This window comes from Rhodococcus sp. 5G237, from assembly GCF_053764735.1.
In genome coordinates, this window is record NZ_JBSNCD010000011.1 from 116445 (window position 1) to 136717 (window position 20273).

The window sequence follows — 20273 nt, forward strand, 5'->3', positions numbered from 1 at the left end:
TGCGGTGGTGCTACCTGGCTAGCCGGCCTTCTTGACCGTGCGGCCGTTGTCGGCGTACTCGTAGAAGCCGGCGCCCGACTTCTTGCCGACGAGTCCCGCCTCGACCATGCGCTGCAGCAGCGGCGGGGCCGAGTACAGGGGCTCCTTGAACTCCTCGTACATGGAGTCGGCGATCGACTTGACGGTGTCCAGACCGACGAGGTCGGTCAGGGCGAGCGGACCCATCGGGTGGGCGCAGCCCAGGACCATCGTCTTGTCGATGTCCTCCTTGGTGGCGAAGCCGGACTCGACCATCCGGATCGCCGAGAGCAGGTACGGCACCAGCAGTGCGTTGGCAATGAAACCTGCGCGATCGGAGGACCGCACGACCTGCTTGCCCAGTACGTCGGCGGCGAAGGCCTCGGCGCGCTCGGAGACGGTGGGGCTGGTCTTCAGAGTGGTGACGAGCTCGACGAGCGGGAGCACCGGCACGGGGTTGAAGAAGTGCATGCCGATGACACGTTCGGGGGCACCGGTCGCGATACCGAGCTTCATGATCGGGATCGACGAGGTGTTCGAGGCGAGCACCGCGTTGGGATCGGTGACGATCTTGTCGAGCTCGGCGAAGATCTCGCTCTTGAGCTTCTCGTCCTCGACGACGGCCTCCACGACGAGCTGCCGATCGGCGAAGTCACCGAGATCGAAGGTGAAGCGCAGACGCCATGCGGCCTGCTCACGCTCACGCTCGGTGATCTTTCCGCTGCTCACACCCCGGTCCAGCGACCGGAGGATGCGGGCGCGTCCGGCGGCCGCGAGTTCGCGGGTCTGCTCGAACACCAGTACGTCGACATGAGCGCGTGCGCACACCTCGGCGATACCTGCGCCCATGATGCCGGCGCCGATCACGCCGACGCGCTGAATCTTTTCGCTGGTCACGTCAGCTCCTTCTCGTTGTGGGGGTCGTGGCCGAGGCCGGAAGTACAGGTGCGGACCCATCGGGTACGCGCGTTTCGAACTGCTCCGGATACGCACGCACCCCGCGGCAGGACATGGGGACCTGTGGATCCCGCCGCGGGGTGGTGGACCTCGGGGTGGCGCTTGTTCCTAGTGGAACTGGCCTTCCTCGGTGGAGCCCTTCAGGGCAGCCGTGGAGGTGTTGGGATCGACGGTGGTGGCGATGGTGTCGAAGTAGCCGGCACCGACCTCACGCTGGTGCTTGATAGCGGTGAAGCCGCGCTCCTTGGCCGCCTTGAACTCGCGCTCCTGCAGGTCGACGAAGGCCGTCATGCCCTCGCGGGCGTAGCCGTGGGCCAGGTCGAACATGCCGTAGTTGAGCGAGTGGAAGCCGGCGAGGGTGATGAACTGGAACTTGAAGCCCATCGCGCCGAGCTCCTTCTGGAACTTCGCGATGGTCGCGTCGTCCAGGTGAGCCTTCCAGTTGAAGGACGGCGAGCAGTTGTAGGCCAGCAGCTGGTCCGGGAACTCGCTGCGGACGCCCTCGGCGAACTTCTTGGCGACCTCGAGGTCCGGAACACCGGTCTCCATCCAGATGAGGTCGGAGTACGGAGCGTAGGCCTTCGCACGGGCGATGCAGGGCTCGATGCCGTTCTTGACGTGGTAGAAGCCCTCGGCGGTGCGCTCACCGGTGATGAACGGGCGGTCGCGCTCGTCGACATCGGAGGTGATGAGGGTCGCGGCCTCGGCGTCGGTGCGGGCGATGACCACGGTCGGAACGTCCGCGACGTCGGCCGCGAGGCGAGCCGAGGTCAGGGTGCGGATGTGCTGCTGCGTGGGGATGAGCACCTTGCCACCGAGGTGGCCGCACTTCTTCTCCGACGCGAGCTGGTCCTCCCAGTGCGAACCGGCGACGCCGGCCGCGATCATGGCCTTCTGCAGCTCGTAGACGTTGAGGGCACCACCGAAGCCGGCCTCACCGTCGGCGACGATCGGAGCGAGCCAGTTGTCGACGGAGGTGTCGCCCTCGACCTTGGCGATCTCGTCGGCGCGCAGCAGCGCGTTGTTGATGCGGCGGACGACCTGCGGAACCGAGTTCGCCGGGTACAGCGACTGGTCCGGGTAGGTGTGGCCGGACAGGTTGGCGTCGCCTGCGACCTGCCAACCGGAGAGGTAGATGGCCTTCAGGCCGGCGCGGACCTGCTGGACCGCCTGGTTACCGGTGAGGGCGCCCAGCGAGTTGATGTAGTCCTCGTTGTTGACGAGGTCCCACAGGATCTCGGAACCGCGGCGGGCGAGGGTGGCCTCCTCGACGACATTGCCCTGCAGCTTGGCGACCTGCTCGGCGGTGTAGTTGCGGGTGATCCCCTTCCAGCGCGGATTGGTGTCCCAATCCTTCTGGATCTCTTCTGCAGTCCTCGGGGTGCCGGTGGTCGACATCAAATCTCCACTCTCTAGATCTGCCCCGCTCGGGATGAAGCAGTACGCGTGTACGACTTCACATCCTTTGCGTGCCGTTCGGATGTACAAGAACGACAATGACACAGACCAAAAAGCCCGTCTACCTGTTGCTAATGCCAATCTCGGCTATTTTCGTTGCAGGCATTGCGAAGATTGCTAATCGATGGTCGGTCCAACTACCCGAATCGGACACAGGTTTATTACCCGCGAGTAGCAACTACCTCGGCTTTTGCCGCTACCACCCGGCCCCCGCGCCGAAACACCCCACCCCGCCGAATCACCCAGTGCGGGACGGATCGGACACCTGCCTGTGACTGCCTTCACAGGAGCCGACCGCCCGCTGTGATCCCCATTGACCTCTCGAATCCCACCCGTAACATGTCTCGGGCCGGATCGGGGCCGGCGCGTCGTAGTGCCTTCGTGTGTCGGGCCCCGCCGAACAGCCCCCCGAACACGAGGAGTCGACATTCTCTCGAGTACGTCGCGGTCGATCGTCGAAGCGACCCTGCCGGTGGTCGGCGCCGAGATCGGCACGATCTCACGTGTCTTCTACAACCGGCTCTTCCGGGCCGTCCCGTCACTGCGGGACACCTTCAACCGCACCAACCAGGCGAACGGAACCCAGCAACGGGCACTCGCCGACTCGGTCGCCGCCTTCGCATCACTGCTGGTCACCCATGCACCAACCGACATCGACCCCATCATGGAGCGGATCGCCGCCAAGCACGCGTCCCTCGGTGTGCAGGCAGCGCACTACGGGATCGTGCGGACGCACCTGTTCGCCGCGATCGCCGAGGTGCTCGGTGACGCCGTCACACCGCAGGTCGCCGTGGCCTGGCACGAGGTGTACACGCTGATGGCGAACTCGCTCGTCGAGCAGGAGACGGAGCTGTACCGGCGGGCCGGTGTGGCGCCCGGCGACATCTGGCGTCGTGTGGTCGTCACCGAGCACGAGTACGACGGCGCGCACGCGGCCACCCTCCACCTCCGTTCCGTCGACGGTGAACCGCTGCCGGCCTTCCTTCCCGGCCAGTACATCTCGGTGCGGGTCGCGCTGTCCGACGGCTCCGAGCAGATCCGCCAGTACACCGTGTTCCCCGGCAGGGTGAGCGGCGAGTGGGCCGTCACCGTCAAGCGCGTGCCGGACGGACTCGTCTCCCCCGTGCTCTGCGACGGCCTGCGCGTCGACGATCACCTCCTCGTGTCGCCGCCCTTCGGCAGCGTCGTGGTCGATCGGGGCAGCGAACCGCTGCTGCTCGTCTCGGCGGGCGTGGGCGTGACGATGACCGTCGCGGCGCTGCGCGACATGCAGTCCCGAGGCGACGGCCGGAGCGTCGACGTCGTCCACATCGACCGCACCCCTTACGAGCAACCGCACCGGACCGAGATCGGCATCCTGGTCGACTCGTTGCCGGACGCCCGGCTGCACGTGCGCTACACCGAGTACGACGAGATCCGCAGCGACGGGCGAACTCCCCTGTCCGGGCTGACGATTCCGGGCGACGCCCGCACCTACGTGTGCGGTCCGATCCCGTTCATGCGTGCGATCCGCTCCGATCTCGTCGCGTCGGGCCTGTCCCCGGGGTCGATCCACTTCGAAGCGTTCGCGCCGGGCTCGTGGTTCGGTCTCGAGGCTCCACCGGTGCCCGTCGATTAACACGCTGCGAACGCCACCTTGCGAAGGCTGCGAGGCAGTTCTACCCTGGGCGAATGGCCAAGACCTATGTAGGCGCCCGGTTGCGGCAGCTACGCACCGAGCGAGGACTCAGCCAGGCTGCGCTCGCCAAGACCCTCGAGATCTCGGCAAGTTATCTCAACCAGATCGAGCACGACGTCCGGCCCCTGACCGTGCCCGTCCTGCTGCGCATCAGCGAGGTCTTCGGGGTGGACGCCACCTTCTTCTCCTCGCAGGACGACACCCGTCTGATCGCGGAGATGCGGGAGGTCGCGCTCGACCAGGAGATGGGCATCGAGGCCGACGCGCAGGAGATCGCCGAGATGGTTGCAGCCCATCCCACTCTGGCGCGCGCAATGGTCAATCTCCACCGGCGCTTCCGCAACACCACCGCGCAGCTCGCCGTCGCGACCGAGGAGAGGTACAGCGACGGCAGCGGCAGCGGGGCGATCACCATGCCGCACGAAGAGGTGCGCGACTACTTCTACCAGCGGCAGAACTACCTGCACGATCTCGACACCGCGGCAGAGGAACTGGCCGATCGCATCCGGTTCCACCGCGGCGACGTCGGCGGCGAGATCGCCCGCCGCATGGCGACGGTCCACGACGTGCAGATCGTCAAGCGCATCGATCTGGGCGAGAACATCCTGCACCGCTACGACCCCGAGACCCGTGTCCTCGAAGTCGCGCCGCAGCTGTCCGGTGGGCAGCAGGTCTTCAAGCTGGCCATCGAACTCGCGTACCTGGAGTGCGGGGAGCTCATCGACCGCCTCGTTGCGGAGGGTTCGTTCACGAGCGACGCCTCGCGGGCGTTGGCCCGGCTCGGGCTCGCCAACTACTGGGCGGCCGCACTGATCCTGCCGTACACACAGTTCCACGAGATCGCCGAGGACTTCCGCTACGACGTCGAGCGTCTGTCGGCCTTCTACGGCGTCAGCTACGAGACGATCGCGCACCGTTTGTCGACTCTGCAACGTCCGAAGCTGCGGGGCGTCCCGTTCTCGTTCGTGCGCGTCGACCGCGCGGGGAACATGTCGAAGCGACAGTCCGCCACCGGTTTCCACTTCTCCACCAGTGGCGGCACGTGCCCGCTGTGGAACGTCTACGAGACCTTCGCCTATCCCGGCAAGATCATGACGCAGATCGCACAGATGCCCGACGGTCGTCGCTATCTGTGGGTCGCGCGCACGGTCGAGCGTCGCGCCGCACGCTACGGTCAGCCGTCGAAGACCTTCGCGATCGGTCTCGGCTGCGAACTGCGGCACGCGCATCGCCTCGTCTACGCCGACGGTCTCGACCTCGACGAGTCCAACCCCGGCACGCCGATCGGCTCGGGTTGCCGCGTGTGCGAGCGCATGAACTGCCCGCAGCGTGCCTTCCCGCCCCTGGGCAAGGAGATCGACATCAACGAGCACCGCTCGTCGGTCTCGCCGTATCTGGTGCGTTGAGCGTCGGTAGGCTCGTCGCATGGCACGCACCCCCGACGCGATAGGCGCGAAGGCACTCGAGTTCCTGTCCGAGTACCACCTCGCGACGCTCACGACCCTTCGCAAGGACGGCTCGCCGCACGTCGTCGCCGTCGGGTTCACGTGGGACGGCGAGGCCGGCCTCGCCCGCGTCATCACCTTCGAGGGCTCCCAGAAGACCCTCAACGTCGAACGCGGGGGTTACGCCGTCGTCAGCCAGGTCGACGGCGGTCGCTGGCTCACCCTCGAGGGCCCGGCCCGCGTGACCCGCGAGCCGGCCGACGTCCGCGAGGGCGAGCGTCGCTACGCCGCCCGCTACCGCGAACCCCGCCCCAACCCCCGCCGCGTCGTCATCGAGATCGCAGTCGAGCGCGTGATGGGCTCGGTCCTCGACCCCGCCTGACGCATCAGCTACAGGTTTTGCCATCAGCTACCGCGATTCGCTGTAGCGGATGGCCGAGAAGGTAGCGGTTACCGCCGCGCACGGGCGACGGCACGGTCGAAGCGAGCGCGGACGACGTCGAACCGGAACAGTTCGGGCCACGTCCACCTGACCACTTCGAAGCCGAGGTCGCGCAAGGCGTCCTCCCGTCGCTTCTCGTTCCGCAGGGCCTCGACACCTCCCTCGTCGTACTTGCCCATCCCGTCGAACTCACCGACGACTCCTTCGTCCTCCCAGAGGAAGTCGACCCGGGCGACGAACTGCCCGTCGGGTGTTCGTATCTCCTTCTGGAGCGTCGGTGCGGGCATGCCGGCCTGATGCATCCGGATGCGACTCAACGACTCCCCCGGACTCTCGCTGCGACCGTCGAGAAATGCAGCCACGCGTCGCGCGGCAGCGATACCTCGACGCGGCCCGGACTCGTCGAGACAGCACAGCAGCGCGGAGCCGAACTCCGCATCGAGAGCCGCAGCGCAATCACCGGCGATCACTGCTTCGTCGAAGTCGAGTGTGCAGGCGAGGTCCACGACGGTCCGGGCGAGCGAGGTGCACGGTATGCCCGCGACCTCCGACAGATCGTGAGGACGAAGAGGGGCGACGTGCAGGTGACGGTTCGCGTCCCTCCGACCGCCACCCGATCTGTCGCGAGTGACGTGGACCCGCGTGAGATCGGGCTTCCACAGGGCGAGCCCGTACAGGACTGCGGCAGACTCGTGGCTGACCACTGTGCCGGGCGCGAGCACTGCCCCGACGGATCGCACGCGCACGCGATAGCGATCGAGTTCGTCGAGGGAGTCGTCGCTGTGGAGGTAGATGCCGGGTTCGAGTCGCTCGAGTTCGCCGGCGCGTACTGCACGACGGATTTCGGAGTCGGTCATCCCGGAGGCGAGAGCGGTGGTCCGCAGGAAAGGCGTCGGTCGCATGCGGACCACCGTGCCCGATCGTCGTGACGCAGATCCGGTGCGAACACCGGCATTCGCGTCGCCTGTGGATGATCCCGCCCCCTGTGGACAAACAGTTCGCTATACCTTCAGCTATCCGCTACCGCAATTTGCCGTAGCGGATGGCGAAGTCCGTAGCTGCTGCTTGTGCGCACTTTGTAACACCCGCGAAATCTGTGTCACGAGACCGTGACCGGAAGATATTCCCGCGCAACAACTCCCTTCTACTGTGGCCTCACGGATACAGCGCTGTATACGCCTCCCGGATACACCGGGGTCCTCTCCGGCCACACCTTCGAAGGAAGGGCTCTACATGTCTGTTGTCAGGTCCAGGCTCGCCACCCGCGCCATCGCGGCCCCCGCAGCACTCGTCGCAGTCGGACTCGTGCTGTCCGCCTGCGGAAGCCGCGCGGGTGACGAGGGCAGCACGACCGCCTCCGGTGCTGCGTCGTGCGTCGACACCTCGGGCGACACCATCAAGGTCGGCTCGCTCAACTCCCTGTCGGGCACGATGGCCATCTCCGAGGTCACCGTCCGCGACTCGATCGCGCTGGCCGTCGAGGAGATCAACGCCGACGGCGGTGTGCTCGGCAAACAGATCGAGATCGTCTCCGAGGACGGCGCATCCGAGCCGACGGTGTTCGCGGAGAAGGCCGAGAAGCTCATCGGATCCGACTGCGTCGCAGCGGTGTTCGGCGGCTGGACGTCGTCGAGCCGCAAGGCGATGCTGCCGGTCTTCGAGGACCGCAACGCGCTGCTGTACTACCCCGTCCAGTACGAGGGCCTCGAGTCGTCGTCGAACATCTTCTACACCGGCGCGACCACCAACCAGCAGATCGTGCCCGCCCTGGACTACCTGAAGGAACAGGGCGTGAAGTCGCTCTACCTCGTCGGTAGCGACTACGTCTTCCCGCAGACCGCCAACCGCATCATCAGGGCGTACGCGGAGGCCAACGGCATCGAGATCAAGGGCGAGGACTACACCCCGCTCGGCTCCACCGACTTCTCCACCATCGTCAACAAGGTGCGCACCGCCGACGCCGACGCGGTGTTCAACACCCTCAACGGCGACTCCAACGTCGCATTCTTCCGCGAGTACACCAACGCCGGCCTCAACGCGAAGGATATGCCGGTCGTGTCGGTGTCCATCGCCGAGGAGGAAGTGGGTGGCATCGGTGCACAGAACATCGAGGGCCAGCTCACCGCGTGGAACTACTACCAGACCGTCGACTCCCCCGAGAACACCTCCTTCGTCGAGGCGTACAAGGCGAAGTACGGCGCGAACAAGCCGACCTCCGATCCCATGGAAGCCGCCTACACCTCGGTCTACCTGTGGAAGAACACCGTCGAGAAGGCCGAGTCCTTCGAGGTCGACGACGTCATCGAAGCCGCCGACGGCGTGACCTTCGACGCCCCCGAGGGCACCGTGACCATCGACGGCGACAACCACCACATCACCAAGACCGCCCGCATCGGTGAGATCCGTGGCGACGGCCTGATCTACACCGTCTGGGAGTCCGACGGCGCCATCGAGCCCGACCCGTACCTCGAGTCCTACGACTGGGCGTCGGGCCTGTCCGGTAACTGAGCGCGGAAGCCGAAGAGGGAGACGACATGGATGTCCTTGTAGGGCAGCTCTTCACAGGATTGAGTATCGGATCGATCCTGTTGCTGGCAGCGCTGGGGCTGTCGCTGACGTTCGGCCAGATGGGCGTGATCAACATGGCCCACGGCGAATTCATCATGGCCGGCAGCTACACGGCGTTCGTCGTACAGCAGGTGATCTCGTCGGCCGGGGTGTCCCTGTTCGTCTCCCTCCTCGTCGGTTTCCTGGTGGGCGGCGTGATGGGCGTGATCCTCGAGGTCACCCTCATCCGCCGCATGTACCACCGCCCGCTCGACACCCTGCTGGTCACCTTCGGTGTGGGCCTGCTGCTCCAGCAGGCCGCCCGCGACATCTTCGGCGCTCCCGCCGTCAACGTCGTCGCACCGTCCTGGCTCTCCGGCGGCGTGGAGATCTTCGGGGCCGTCGTCCCGAAGACCCGCCTGTTCATCCTCGCCCTCGCCGTGGTCTGCGTGGTCGCCCTGATCGCGTCGATGAAGTACACGCCGATGGGACGACGGATCCGCGCCGTCGTGCAGAACCGCGATCTCGCCGAGACGGTGGGCATCTCGTCGCGCCGCACCGACATCACGACCTTCTTCCTCGGCTCCGGTCTCGCCGGCCTCGCCGGTGTGGCCCTGACACTCATCGGCTCGACCAGCCCGACGATCGGCCAGTCCTACCTCATCGACGCCTTCCTCGTGGTCGTCATCGGCGGTCTCGGCCGCATCGAAGGCGCGGTGCTCGCGGCCGTCGCACTGGGCCTGCTCAATTCGTTCATCGAGTACTCCACGACCGCGTCGATCGCGAAGGTCATCGTGTTCGTGCTCATCGTGATCTTCCTGCAGGTCCGTCCGCAGGGCCTGTTCGCCGTCAAGACGAGGAGCCTGGTCTGATGTCGTCGACATTCCCGGTCCGCAACTTCACGAAACCCGGACCCGTACGCACAGCAAGCGGATTCGCGATCGCCGCGATCGTCCTGTTCGGTCTCGCCCCCGCCGTCCTCTCCGATTTCCGTCTCGGCCTGCTCGGCAAGTTCCTGTGCTTCGCGATCGTCGCCGTCGGCATCGGCCTGGCCTGGGGTCGCGGTGGCATGCTCACCCTCGGCCAGGGTGTCTTCTTCGGCCTCGGCGCCTACATCATGGCGATGCACCTGAAGATCTCCGACGCCGAACTCCGCGGCGACACGGTCCCCGACTTCATGCAGATCGCGGGCATCCGCGAACTACCCGCCTACTGGGTGCCGTTCGCCTCCCCCGCCGTCACGCTGCTGGCGATCCTGATCGTGCCCGCCCTGATCGCCGCCCTGCTCGGCTTCGGTGTGTTCGCCCGCCGCGTCAAGGGCGCCTACTTCGCCATCCTCTCCCAGGCACTGGCCGCGGCCTTCGCGATCCTCCTCGTCGGCCAGCAGTCCACCGGAGGGTCCAACGGCCTCAACCGTTTCCGCACCTTCTTCGGCTACGACCTGTCCGATCCGGTCAACAAGCGGATGCTGTTCTTCATCGTCGCCGCGATCCTGCTGCTCGTCGTCGCCGCGACCCGCCAGCTCATGCAGTCCCGCTACGGCGAACTGCTCGTCGCGGTCCGCGACCAGGAGGAGCGGGTCCGCTTCCTGGGCTACGACCCCGCCCTGATCAAGGTGGCCGCCTACACCGTCGCCGCCTTCTTCGCCGGCATCGCCGGTGCGATGTTCGTGCCCATCGTCGGCATCATCTCCCCCGCCGACGTCGGCATCGTCCCGTCCATCGCGTTCCTCATCGGTGTCGCCATCGGCGGACGCACCACGCTGCTCGGCCCGGTCCTCGGCGCGGTGGGCGTGGCGTGGGCACAGACCACCCTGTCGGAGAACTTCCCCTCTGCCTGGACCTACGCGCAGGGCCTGCTGTTCATCGTCGTCGTCGGTTTCTTCCCCGCCGGCCTCGCCGGGGTGATCACCCTGCTCCGCCGGCGCCGCCGCGCCACCCCGGCGGAACCCACACCGCCGGCCGAACCCGAGCCCGCCGACCTTCCCGAGATGGAGCCCGTGCGATGAGCAAACCCGTCTACGGCGGCAACGCCGGAATGAGCAGCGACTACCTCGAGATCCGCGACCTGCGTGTCACCTTCGACGGCTTCACCGCCGTCGACGGCGTCGACCTCACCCTCCTCCAGGGCGACCTGCGGTTCCTCATCGGCCCCAACGGCGCCGGCAAGACGACCCTCGTCGACGCCGTCACCGGCCTGGTCCCGGCAACCGGCTCGATCACCAAGTCGGGCGTCGAACTGCTCGGCAAGAAGACCCACAAGATCGCGCGCCTCGGCGTCGGCCGTACCTTCCAGACCGCCTCGGTCTTCGAGGAGCTGTCGGTCCTGCAGAACCTCGACATCGCCGCCGGGGCGGGCCGCTCCCCGTGGCAGTTGTTGCGTCGCCGCAAGGACGTGCTGCCCGAGATCGAGGAAGCGCTCGAGACGATCGGCCTGACCACCCACCGCGACACCCCCGCGGGCATCCTCGCCCACGGGCAGAAGCAGTGGCTCGAGATCGGCATGCTGCTCGTGCAGAACGCCGACGTGCTGCTCCTCGACGAACCCGTCGCCGGCATGAGCCACGACGAACGCGAGGAGACCGGGCAGCTGCTGCGCCGCATCGGTGCGCAGCGCACGGTGGTCGTCGTGGAGCACGACATGGACTTCATGCGCGCCTTCGCCACCTCTGTCACCGTCCTCGCCCGCGGCAAGGTCATCGCCGACGGCACCGTCGACCAGGTCCAGAACGACCCGCAGGTCCAGGAGGTCTACCTCGGGACCGCCACCGCTCCCCAGGAGGCATGATGCTCGAACTCGTCGACGTCCGCGCCGGTTACGGTCGCACCGAGATCCTGCACGGCATCTCCCTCACCGTCCCGACCGGGAAGACCGTCGCGGTCATGGGCCACAACGGTGCCGGCAAGACCACGCTACTGCGCGCCGCCGTCGGCCTGCTGCCCGTCACGAAGGGGAAGATCCTCTTCGACGGTGAGGACATCACGTCGCTGCGACCGTCCGCGCGGGTCACCCGCGGTCTGGCCTACGTCCCCCAGGGGCAGCAGTCCTTCGGTCAGCTCACCTGCCGCGAGAACCTGCAGGTCGTCGCGGACACCCGCCGCAACGGCCGCGCACTCGTCGCCGACATGCTCGATCTGTTCCCCGCCCTCGTCCCGCTGCTGGACCGACGGGCCGGCCTGCTCTCCGGTGGTCAGCGCCAGCAGCTCGCCATCGCCCGCGCCCTGATCACCGAGCCGCGCATGCTCATCCTCGACGAGCCCACCGAGGGCATCCAGCCGTCGGTGGTCGCCGAGATCGAGAACACCATCGTCGAACTCGGCCGCAGCGGCGACCTCGGGGTGCTGCTCGTCGAACAGCACATCGGTTTCGCCCTCGACAACGCTCTGCACTACTACGTCCTCGAATCCGGGCGCATCACCTCGACGGGTGACGGTGGTGTCGACGCCGCCTCCACCGTCCGTGCGGCGATGGCGATCTGATGGCCGCCGACACACGGCGCGAGAGGGTCTACAAGGCCCTGCGCGATCGTCTGATGTCCGGGACCCCCTCCCCCGATGAACGACTCAGTGAAGAACGCCTCGCCGAGCAGTACGGGGTGTCGCGCACACCGGTGCGCGAAGCCCTCGCCCGATTGGTCTCCGACGGACTCGTCGAACGCCGCGACCAGGGGCTGTACCCCTACCGTCCGCGCTTCGACGACCTCGCCGACCTGTACGAGCTGCGGACCACGCTGGAGCTGCGCGGGATCCGCCGCGCGCTCGACGGCGAGTCGGTGCGGCACGATCCCGACGTCCTCGGTCCCGAACTCGACCGCTGGTACGAGATCCGCGAGGAGCCGCCCGAGCCCGACGCCGGGTTCGTCACGCTCGACGAGCGCTTCCACATGACGCTGCTCGCCGCTTCCGGCAACCGTGCGCTGTGCGACGCGCTGGCCTCGGTGAACGCGAAGGTGCGCCCGGTGCGGATGTTCGACTATCTGACCCCCGACCGCATCGTCGCGACCGTCGACGAGCACATCGAGGTCGCCGAGCTGGTCCTCGCCGACAAGCTCGACGACGCCCACGACCTGCTGCTCGCTCACATCGACACTTCGCGATCGGTGGTCGTGCGCCGGGCCGAGGAGGCACGCGCCTTCGCCCGGATGGCCCGCGCCGTCCGAGACTGACACTTCCGGTCGTGTCACGTGACCGGACGGGTCCGGTGCGGCACACTGGCGCTCATGACACCCCGCATCCCGCCCGGACGTTTCAAGGAACTCGGCCCGATCAACTGGGTGACATGGAAGGCCCTGTCCGCCGCCGGCGGCACCTCTGATGCCCATCTGTTCAGCACCCTCGGCCGCACCGGACGACTGTTCCGCGGGTGGTTGCACTACGCCGGCATGCTCATGCCGTTCGGCCGACTCGGCCGGTTCGAATCGGAGATGGTCATCCTGCGCGTCGCGCATCTGCGCGAGTGCGGTTACGAATTCGACCACCACACCCGCCTGGGTCGCCGTGCCGGCATCACCGACGAGGTGCGCGAGCGTATCGTCGCCGGACCCGATGCTCCCGGCTGGCAGGCGAGGCATCGCGCACTTCTCCTCGCCGTCGACGAACTCATGGCGACGAAGAATCTGTCCGACGAGACGTGGGCGTCGCTCACGCAGTTCTACGACGACCGCAGGCTCATCGAGTTCTGCCTGCTGGTCACGCAGTACGACGCTCTCGCCACGACCATCGGGGTGCTGCGGATCGAACGCGACTTCTGATCCGTCCGCACCGGCCGGCATCCGGCCGGCGGCGCGATCCCTAACAAGGCTGTTACACAACGTCACAGCGGCGTCATGGCTGGTCCATAGCGTATACAGCCATGTCCACAAAGACGTATACAGAAGCGTCGGTCCCCTCGACCTTCGCCTTCGACACCCTGCTGGTCGCCAACCGCGGTGAGATCGCGTGCCGCATCATGCGGTCCGCGCACAAGCTGGGTCTGAAGACTGTTGCGGTCTACTCGGACGCCGACGCAGCGGCCGCACATGTCGAACTCGCCGACCTCGCGGTCCGGCTCGGCCCGGCTCCCGCAGCCGAGTCCTACCTGCGGGCCGATCTCGTCGTCGAGGCGGCCCTGGCCACCGGTGCGGGAGCGATCCATCCCGGTTACGGATTCCTCTCGGAGAACGCCGAATTCGCCGCTACCTGCGAAGGGGCGGGAATCGCCTTCGTCGGGCCGACCCCCGACCAGTTGCGCGTCTTCGGCGACAAGCACACCGCCCGTGAGGCCGCCCGCGCGGTGGGCGCGCCCCTCGTCCCCGGTAGCGGTCTGCTCGATTCGCTCGACGACGCGCTCGCCGCGGCCGAGGACATCGGCTATCCCGTGATGCTCAAGGCCGTCGGCGGGGGCGGCGGTATCGGGATGCAGGCCTGCCACAGCGCCGACGACCTGCGTGGGGCGTACGAACGGGTCATCCGGCTCGCCACGGCGAACTTCTCGTCCTCCGGTGTCTTCCTCGAACGGTTCGTCCCCCGCGCCCGGCACGTGGAGGTGCAGGTCTTCGGCGACGGGCACGGCCGGACGATCAGCCTCGGCACCCGCGACTGTTCGTTGCAGCGCCGGAACCAGAAGGTCGTCGAGGAAGCGCCCGCGCCGAACCTCCCCGACCACATCGTCGAGCAGATGCTCTCGTGTTCACGCGCTCTCGCGTCGTCGGTGCGGTACCGATCGGCAGGCACGGTCGAGTTCGTCTACGACGTCGACCGCGGCGAGGTGTCCTTCCTCGAGATGAACACCCGACTGCAGGTCGAGCATCCGGTCACCGAGGAGGTCACGGGCGTCGACCTCGTCGAGTGGATGCTGCGTCTCGCGCGCGGCGACGACAGCATGCTGGGCGGCCTGCCCGATTCCGGACCCGAGATCACCGGGCACGCCGTGGAAGCCCGTGTGTACGCGGAGGATCCGGGACGCGACCACCGGCCGAGCGCGGGTCTGCTCACCCACGTCGAGTTCCCCGCCCACACCCGTATCGAGACGTGGGTGGACACGGGCACCGAGGTCGGCACCTTCTACGACCCGATGCTCGCGAAGGTGATCGTGCGTGGCGAGTCGCGGCGCACAGCATTCGCCGGGTTGGCGGAGGCACTCGACGACACCCGGATCCACGGCGTGCAGACGAACCTGTCGCAGTTGCGCAGGATCTGCTCCGAGGCAACGGTTCTCGACGCGGAGCATGTCACCACGACGCTGGCGGACATCCCCCCTGCCGGACGTCGCATCGACGTGCTGCGCGCCGGCACGATGACGACCGTCCAGGACTTCCCGGGGCGGATCGGACTGTGGGAGGTCGGGATTCCGCCGTCCGGCCCGATGGACGATCTCTCCTTCCGCGCCGCGAACGTCGCCGTCGGCAACCCCGAGGGCGCACCCGGTCTCGAATGCACCCTGCTCGGCCCGCGCCTCGAGTTCTCCGATCCGACGATCGTGTGTGTCACGGGCGCCCCCGCCGAGGTCACCGTCGACGGTGTGCCGGTGCCGATGTGGGAGCCCGTCGAGGTCCCGGCCGGCTCCGTTCTCGAGGTCGCCGCCCCCGTCGACGCCGGCCTGCGCACCTATGTCGCGGTCCGCGGCGGACTCGACGTGCCGCTTTATCACGGCAGCGCCTCGACGTTCACGCTCGGCGGCTTCGGTGGGCCGACCGGCAGGGCGCTCGCGACCGGCGACGTGCTCGGTCTCGTGTCCGGCGAGACACTCACCGATCCGGCGCCGGCCCCCACCGGGATCCGCCCTGCCTTCGGGCACACCTGGCATCTCGCGGTGACCGAGGGCCCGCAGCCGGCCCCGGCCTACTTCACCGCCGACGACCTGCAGCAGTTCTACGACGCGACGTGGACGGTGCAGACGCACGCCAACCGCACCGGCATCCGGCTCGACGGCCCGAAGCCCACCTGGTCGCGCACCGACGGCGGCGACGCCGGTCTGCACCCGTCGAACCTGCACGACAATCCGTACAGCGTCGGCGCGCTCAACGTCTCCGGCGACACCCCGATCCTGCTCGGCCCGGACGGTCCGAGCCTCGGTGGTTTCGCGTGCCCGCTCACCGTGGTCTCCGGCCACCGGTGGAAGCTCGGCCAGATCCGCCCCGGCGACTCGCTGCGGTTCGTGCCGGTCACCGACGAGGGGGCCGTCGAACTGCGCAACAGTGCGGCCCGCGGCGCCGACCTCCCGCCGGTCGCCCGGCAGAGCGCACCCGATGGTGGGCGCCTCGGTCGCATCGAGCCGTTCCTGGACCATCCCGAGGTCGTGTACCTGCGCGGCGGCGACGACAACATCCTCGTCGAATACGGCGAGATGGTGCTCGATCTCGGTCTGCGTATGCGGGTGCACGCACTGTCGGAGGCGCTGGCCGCCACGCGTCTGCCCGGCATCGTCGACGTCACACCCGGGGTGCGTTCGCTGCACATCCACTTCGATCCCGGCGTGCTGCCGCAGTACCGCCTGCTCGGGGTGTTGCAGGATCTCGAGACGGAACTGCCCGCGACGCGCGATCTGGTGGTGCCGAGCCGCACCGTCCGGCTGCCGCTGTCGTTCGACGACCCGTCCATCGCCGAGGCCATCTCGCGCTACCGCAGCGGGGTGCGCGACGAGGCGCCCTGGCTCCCGTCGAACACCGAGTTCATCCGGCGCATCAACGGTTTCGACTCGGTCGAGCAGGTCCGCGACACCGTCTTCGACGCCGAATATCTGGTCCTCGGTCTCGGCGACGTCTATCTCGGTGCGCCCCTGGCCGTTCCGCTCGATCCGCGGCACCGGCTGGTCACGACGAAGTACAACCCGGCCCGCACGTGGACGCCGTCCGATGCGGTGGGCATCGGCGGCAAGTACCTGTGCGTCTACGGCATGGAATCGCCCGGCGGATACCAGCTGGTCGGACGGACGATCCCCATCTGGTCGGGCTACCGGCAGACGGGGCCGTTCGAGGAGGACAAGCCGTGGCTGTTCCGGTTCTTCGACCGCATCGTCTGGGAGGCGGTGACGCCCGAGCAGTTGCTCGAACACCGGGCCGCGGCGAAGGCGGGCCGGTTCGACGCAGACATCTCCGACGGCACCTTCGCTCTCGCCGACCACCTGCGTTTCCTCGAGGACAACGCCGACTCCATCGACGCCTTCCATGCCGCGCAGTCCCGCGCGTTCGACGCGGAGAAGCAGGCCTGGCTCGAGGCCGGAGAGTTCGACCGCGTCGACAGCGAACCGATCGAGGTGTCCACCGTCGGTGACCCCCTCGCCGGGATGTCGCCCGGCGCCGTCGTCGTCGAGGCGCCGATGGTCGGCAACGTGTGGCGCGTGGAGGTCGCCGAGGGCGACACCGTCGCCGCCGGGGACACCACGGTGATCCTCGAGGCGATGAAGCTCGAGATGCCCGTGCCGTCGGGGACCACCGGCACGGTCCTGAAAGTTCTCGTGAGCCCGGGCACGAAGGTTGCACCCGGGACCCCCCTTCTCGTGATCGGAGCAGTCTGATGAGCATCGGCAGTACCCTCGACAACCCGGGTGTCGGATTCACGGCGCCCGCCCCCTCGGTGAGGGTGTCCGCCACCGATCGCGTTCGTGCCGCACTCGGCCGCATCGACGAGGTGGACCGACCCGAAGTGTGGATCACGCTGCGCAGCGCCGACGATCTCCTCGCCGACGCCGCCGCCGTGGACGCGCGGGTCGCCGCCGGTGAGTCGCTTCCTCTCGCCGGTCTGGTCGTGGCGGTCAAGGACAACGTGGACGTCGCAGGAATCCCCACCACCGCGGCATGTCCCGAGTTCGCGTACGTCCCGGAGGAAACCGCTTCGGGTGTCGAGCGTCTGGTCGCCGCCGGCGCCGTCGTGCTGGGCAAGACCAATCTCGACCAGTTCGCCACCGGTCTCGTCGGCACCCGCAGCCCCTACGGGGCGGTGCGGTGTGCGTGGGATCCCGAGAAGGTCTCGGGTGGTTCGAGTTCGGGTTCGGCGGCCGCGGTGGCGCTCGGCATCGCCGACATCGGACTGGGCACCGACACGGCCGGTTCGGGACGCGTCCCCGCCGCGCTGCACGGAATCGTCGGCATCAAGGCCACTCTCGGCGTGATCCCGGCGCACGGTGTGGTCCCGGCCTGCGTCGACTACGACTGCCTCACGGTCTTCGCGACGTCGCTGGACCTGGCGGCGACCGCGATGCGGATCATGGCCGGACCCGAACCCCGCGACCCGCGCAGCAGGGCCTGGCCCGCGGATGTGCGACTCGCCGCGCCGAACACCCTGCGCCTCGCGGTGCCGCGCGCCGAGGACCTCGAGGCGCTGTGTGAGGAATACCGCGATGCCTTCACCCGCACGGTGGCCGCGACACGCGAGTCCGGCATCGAGATCGCGGAAGTGGATGTCTCACCGCTGCTCGACGCGGCCCTGCTCCTGTACGACGGTGCCGTCGTGGCCCAGCGTTACGCGGCCGTCGGCGAGTTCCTGTCGACCGCACCGGCGGGCGCAGATCCCACCGTCGCCGCGATCGTCGCCGGGGCGAAGAAGCCCGCCGCCTACGAACTCGTCGAGGACCTCGACACCCTCACCCACGTGAAGGCGTTCGCGAGTGAACTGCTCGCCGGGTTCGACGGGTTGCTGCTCCCGACGACGACGGAACATCCGACGATCGCCGCGGTGCAGGCCGATCCGATCACCATCAATCGTCGGATGGGCACCTACACGAACTTCTGCAACCTGCTGGACATGGCGGCGGTGGCCGTTCCGGGCGCGCCCACGGCGGCCGGCGAGCCGTTCGGGGTCATGGTCGTGGTTTCGGCCTTCGGCGACCAGGTAGCCGTGGACGTCGCGGCCGCGCTGAACGGTGTGGATGCGCCGCGCGTCGTCGAGTCCGGCGTCGAACTCGCGGTCTTCGGAGCACACCTGAGCGGTCAGCCGCTGCACTTCCAGCTCGAGGAACTCGGGGCGCGTTTCGTCGAGGAGGTGTACACCTCCGACGCGTACCGCCTCGCCGCGTTGAACACGACGCCGCCGAAGCCGGGACTGGTGCGTCACGCACCGGGCGAGGGCGCCGCGATCGTCGGTGAACTGTTCCGGTTGTCGGAGGCCGGTCTGGGCCGGTTCCTCGCTGCGCTGCCCGCCCCGATGACGTTGACGAGTGTCGAACTGGCGGACGGACGGTGGGTCGTCGGTTTCGGGTGCACGCAGGACGCAGCCGCCGACGCGGTGGATATCACCGAGTTCGGCGGCTGGAAGGCCTACCGGGCGTCCTGACTCCGAGGCTCCGGAGTGATCAGCGGGGTGGCGGATCGACCTTCACGCCGCCGCCCTCGTGTTCCGGTCCGGCGTCGGGGTGGTCCGCCGGCAGGCGGTCGCGGAACCGTGCGGCCTCGCTGGGGACGGGACCGCCGGTGGGGTCCTGCGAACGACGATACGGTCCGGGCTTCGGACGGGGCTTGCCGCCCGGGAACGCGAGCCGGGCGATGGTGCGGTGCACCATGAACCATTGCTTGCCCAGTCTGCCCGAGTTGTAGGGAAGTTCGTAGCGCTCGCAGATGTCCTTGACCTTCGGCGCGACCTCCGCGTACCGGGTGCTCGGCATGTCGGGGAACAGGTGGTGCTCCACCTGGTATCCGAGATTGCCGCTGAGGATGTGGAACAGCGGGGTGCCTTCGATGTTCGCGGCGCCGACGAGCTGCCGCACGTACCATCCTCCGCGCGACTCGTTCTCGACCTCCTTCTTCGAGAAGGTGTAGGTCTGGTCGGGGAAGTGCCCGCAGAAGATGATCGCGTGCGCCCACACGTTGCGGATGATATTGGCCGTGATGTCGGCGAGAACCGTCGCGAGGAAGGTCTTCTCGACGCCGGGCAGATACCGGTCGGCGAGATGGGCTGCGGTCCGGAACTTTCCGGACCGGCCCTTGCCCATCGGCCCCTTGCTCATCGATCGCAGTCGTCGACCCAGACGCGAGGTCTTCGGCTGGGGCAACCGGCCCTGCAGCGCGACCTGCGCGAGACCGAACAGCGCGGCGCTCACCAGCGGCCAGCCGACGTAGTCCTTGACGAACTGCGCACGGGCCTTGCCGAAGATGCCCTTCAGCTCCTCGATCACCTGACCTGTCGACTTCTCGCCGGCCCACAACGCCTCGAGATCGAGGTCGTGCAGCGCCACACCCCATTCGAAGAGCACGGTGAGCAGCGCGTTGTAGAGAGGTTGCGCCAGATAGACGGGGTGCCACTTCTGGTGCGGGTCGATCCGCATGATCTCGTAGCCGAGATCCTTGTCGAGACCGCGGATGTTCGTGAACGTGTGGTGGATGTAGTTGTGCGAGTGCTTCCACGCCTCCGCGGTGGAGGCGGTGTCCCAGTCCCACACCGACGAGTGGATGTCCGGATCGTTCATCCAGTCCCACTGGCCGTGCATGACGTTGTGGCCGATCTCCATGTTCTCGAGGATCTTCGCCACTCCGAGACAGGCCGTCCCGGCCACCCATGCGGGCTTGTACGACGACGCGAAGAGCAATACCCGCCCCGCGACGACCAGCTGACGCTGCGCGGCGATGACGTTCTTGATGTACTGCCGGTCCTTGTTGCCGAGACTCGAGTACACCTCGTCGTGGATGGCGTCGAATTCCTTGGCGATCTGCTCGAGATCGTCGTCGCTCAGATGCGCGAGCGGGCTCTGTGGTTCCCGCGTCCCGGTATCGGTCCTGTCGATGCTTCTCGTCACGACGCCCCCTGCTTCGAAGCCGGTT

Annotated in this window: 16 protein-coding genes; 12 read left to right on the forward strand and 4 right to left on the reverse strand. The window is 67.8% G+C overall.

The features are described from left to right. Positions 1-18 precede the first annotated feature (18 nt). Both ACWPOC_RS23095 and aceA read right to left on the reverse strand, forming a co-directional pair. Entirely contained in the window at positions 19-915 is an 897-nt protein-coding gene (locus tag ACWPOC_RS23095; RefSeq protein ID WP_455409376.1) for a 3-hydroxybutyryl-CoA dehydrogenase, read from the reverse strand. Positions 916-1083: 168 nt separating this feature from the next. Then, the gene (aceA, locus tag ACWPOC_RS23100; protein ID WP_006553580.1) at positions 1084-2373 is read right to left on the reverse strand and encodes an isocitrate lyase; all 1290 of its coding nucleotides are present in this window, start codon (positions 2371-2373) and stop codon (positions 1084-1086) included. A 532-nt stretch (positions 2374-2905) separates the two neighbouring features. Here aceA and ACWPOC_RS23105 point away from each other — a divergent pair. From ACWPOC_RS23105 to ACWPOC_RS23115, 3 genes are read left to right on the forward strand one after another with little or no spacing between them, the layout of a single operon-like run. Next, positions 2906-4051, forward strand: coding sequence for a globin domain-containing protein (locus tag ACWPOC_RS23105; protein ID WP_455409377.1), 1146 nt, complete (start codon positions 2906-2908; stop codon positions 4049-4051). 53 nt (positions 4052-4104) lie between these two features. After that, the gene (ramB, locus tag ACWPOC_RS23110; RefSeq protein ID WP_120280112.1) at positions 4105-5517 is read left to right on the forward strand and encodes an acetate metabolism transcriptional regulator RamB; all 1413 of its coding nucleotides are present in this window, start codon (positions 4105-4107) and stop codon (positions 5515-5517) included. A gap of 19 nt (positions 5518-5536) precedes the next feature. Then, entirely contained in the window at positions 5537-5938 is a 402-nt protein-coding gene (locus tag ACWPOC_RS23115; RefSeq protein WP_120280113.1) for a PPOX class F420-dependent oxidoreductase, read from the forward strand. A 68-nt stretch (positions 5939-6006) separates the two neighbouring features. On the opposite strand, the gene ACWPOC_RS23120 is transcribed toward ACWPOC_RS23115, so the two are convergent. Next, a complete protein-coding gene (locus tag ACWPOC_RS23120) occupies positions 6007-6900 on the reverse strand; it encodes a type IV toxin-antitoxin system AbiEi family antitoxin domain-containing protein (protein WP_261379468.1) in 894 nt (297 codons plus the stop codon). A gap of 331 nt (positions 6901-7231) precedes the next feature. Here ACWPOC_RS23120 and urtA point away from each other — a divergent pair, with 331 nt between their 5' ends. The 9 genes from urtA (at position 7232) to atzF (ending at position 18792) form a co-directional block, all read left to right on the forward strand. Beyond that, complete coding sequence (urtA, locus tag ACWPOC_RS23125) at positions 7232-8506, forward strand: urea ABC transporter substrate-binding protein (protein WP_455409378.1); 1275 nt, start codon at positions 7232-7234, stop codon at positions 8504-8506. A gap of 26 nt (positions 8507-8532) precedes the next feature. Then, positions 8533-9417: an urea ABC transporter permease subunit UrtB gene (gene urtB, locus ACWPOC_RS23130; protein ID WP_016693074.1), complete on the forward strand. Its 885-nt coding sequence runs from the start codon at positions 8533-8535 to the stop codon at positions 9415-9417. Beyond that, positions 9417-10553, forward strand: a complete 1137-nt coding sequence (urtC, locus tag ACWPOC_RS23135; RefSeq protein ID WP_159417708.1) for an urea ABC transporter permease subunit UrtC — start codon at positions 9417-9419, stop codon at positions 10551-10553. Before urtB ends, urtC begins: the two co-directional genes overlap by 1 nt. Beyond that, entirely contained in the window at positions 10550-11332 is a 783-nt protein-coding gene (gene urtD, locus ACWPOC_RS23140; RefSeq protein ID WP_258258892.1) for an urea ABC transporter ATP-binding protein UrtD, read from the forward strand. Before urtC ends, urtD begins: the two co-directional genes overlap by 4 nt. Further along, complete coding sequence (gene urtE / locus ACWPOC_RS23145) at positions 11332-12024, forward strand: urea ABC transporter ATP-binding subunit UrtE (RefSeq protein ID WP_455409408.1); 693 nt, start codon at positions 11332-11334, stop codon at positions 12022-12024. The genes urtD and urtE overlap by 1 nt, the downstream gene beginning before the upstream one ends. After that, entirely contained in the window at positions 12024-12710 is a 687-nt protein-coding gene (locus ACWPOC_RS23150) for a GntR family transcriptional regulator (protein WP_039585441.1), read from the forward strand. The genes urtE and ACWPOC_RS23150 overlap by 1 nt, the downstream gene beginning before the upstream one ends. A 54-nt stretch (positions 12711-12764) precedes the next feature. Continuing rightward, positions 12765-13295, forward strand: coding sequence for a carboxymuconolactone decarboxylase family protein (locus ACWPOC_RS23155; RefSeq protein WP_120283599.1), 531 nt, complete (start codon positions 12765-12767; stop codon positions 13293-13295). A gap of 101 nt (positions 13296-13396) precedes the next feature. Continuing rightward, positions 13397-17038, forward strand: a complete 3642-nt coding sequence (uca, locus tag ACWPOC_RS23160) for an urea carboxylase (protein ID WP_455409379.1) — start codon at positions 13397-13399, stop codon at positions 17036-17038. Then, positions 17038-18792 (forward strand): allophanate hydrolase, encoded by a 1755-nt coding sequence (gene atzF / locus ACWPOC_RS23165; protein WP_455409380.1) that lies wholly within the window; start codon positions 17038-17040, stop codon positions 18790-18792. The genes uca and atzF overlap by 1 nt, the downstream gene beginning before the upstream one ends. A 19-nt stretch (positions 18793-18811) precedes the next feature. On the opposite strand, the gene ACWPOC_RS23170 is transcribed toward atzF, so the two are convergent. Continuing rightward, entirely contained in the window at positions 18812-20248 is a 1437-nt protein-coding gene (locus ACWPOC_RS23170; RefSeq protein ID WP_455409381.1) for a fatty acid desaturase family protein, read from the reverse strand. Positions 20249-20273: the final 25 nt, after the last annotated feature.